Consider the following 1,203-nt stretch of genomic DNA (forward strand, 5'->3'; position numbering starts at 1 on the left):
AGGCATAAATAGTAATCCTATGAAAATTCCAGCCCAAAAATCATTCAGTAATTTATAAACTATTGTTATTCCAATACTCTGGTTTTCGGGACCATCAGATAGTGTATAGAATATTTCGAATAACCTTAATAACCAAAATGTAATAATTACAGAAATAGTTAAGTACACATAAGCATAGCTATTATTGAAATAACGATTGTTTAATGTGTCTTTAATTTTTTTAATGTCCATTTTTTAGAATTATGCTTTAAACATTATGCTTTAGTCATTCCTTTTCGTGTCATAGTTCCCCATTCTATTTTTTTGTAAAAATAGTAATCTATATTTCCCTTTATGGCTGAATATAGAATAGTTGGATGATTGACAAGAGGTTCCAGGAAAGCTATCATTATTAATTTAAAACCAATAGACTTTTTTTTATATTGGTGATAAGTAAGTTCCTCTGAAACAATGGCAACTATTGAAAACAGTACCGAAAATAAATAGGCCACAATAATAAATGCAAATGCATAATCCCATCTTACTTCATTAAGAAATATAAGAATTCCAAAATAAATTATACCGGTAACTTCAATAATTGGAGCCATTCTTTCAAAAAAGAACCAATACGGATAACTGATAAGTCCCAAGGATTTATATTTAGGATTAAACCCTATTTTACGGTGTTTTTTAAGTGTTTCGATAGTTCCACGAGTCCATCTGTTTCTTTGTGAAATAAATGTTTTGTAATTATCTGGAGCTTCTGTCCAGCAAAGAGGATCCGGGATATATGCCACTTTGTATTTTTGTTTTTGATCTTCCATATATCGCCTCATTCGTACAATAATTTCCATGTCTTCCCCTACGGTATTGGTGTCGTAACCACCCACCTTAATGGCTATTTTTTTATCAAATAAACCAAAAGCTCCTGAAATTACCAACAAACCATTTAGTCTACTCCATGCCATTCTTCCCAATAAAAAAGCTCTCAAGTATTCTAATATTTGTCCTTGTTCCAACCAAGTTTTAGGAAAGTGTACATCAAGTAATTTACCGTCTTTGACAGTACATGAATTTGCGATTCTTATTACACCACCTGCGGCAATTACTTTAACGTCAGTTGTTTCCAGCAATGGTTTTATCAATTTTTGAAGTGCGTCTTCCAATAGCAAACAATCCACATCTATACAAGCAACATATTTGTTTTTGCTCATATTTAATCCC

1 protein-coding gene and 1 pseudogene are annotated in these 1,203 nt (G+C 31.5%); both read right to left on the bottom strand.

Annotated elements, in window-relative coordinates:
• Positions 1 to 231: pseudogene (locus EKL98_RS18280) on the bottom strand (sulfatase); the annotation flags it as partial.
• Positions 232 to 254: 23 nt separating this feature from the next.
• Positions 255 to 1,203: glycosyltransferase family 2 protein (locus EKL98_RS16500; protein WP_148104453.1), on the bottom strand; the 949-nt coding region annotated here is incomplete at its 5' end.

This window comes from Flavobacterium bomense, assembly GCF_003970355.1.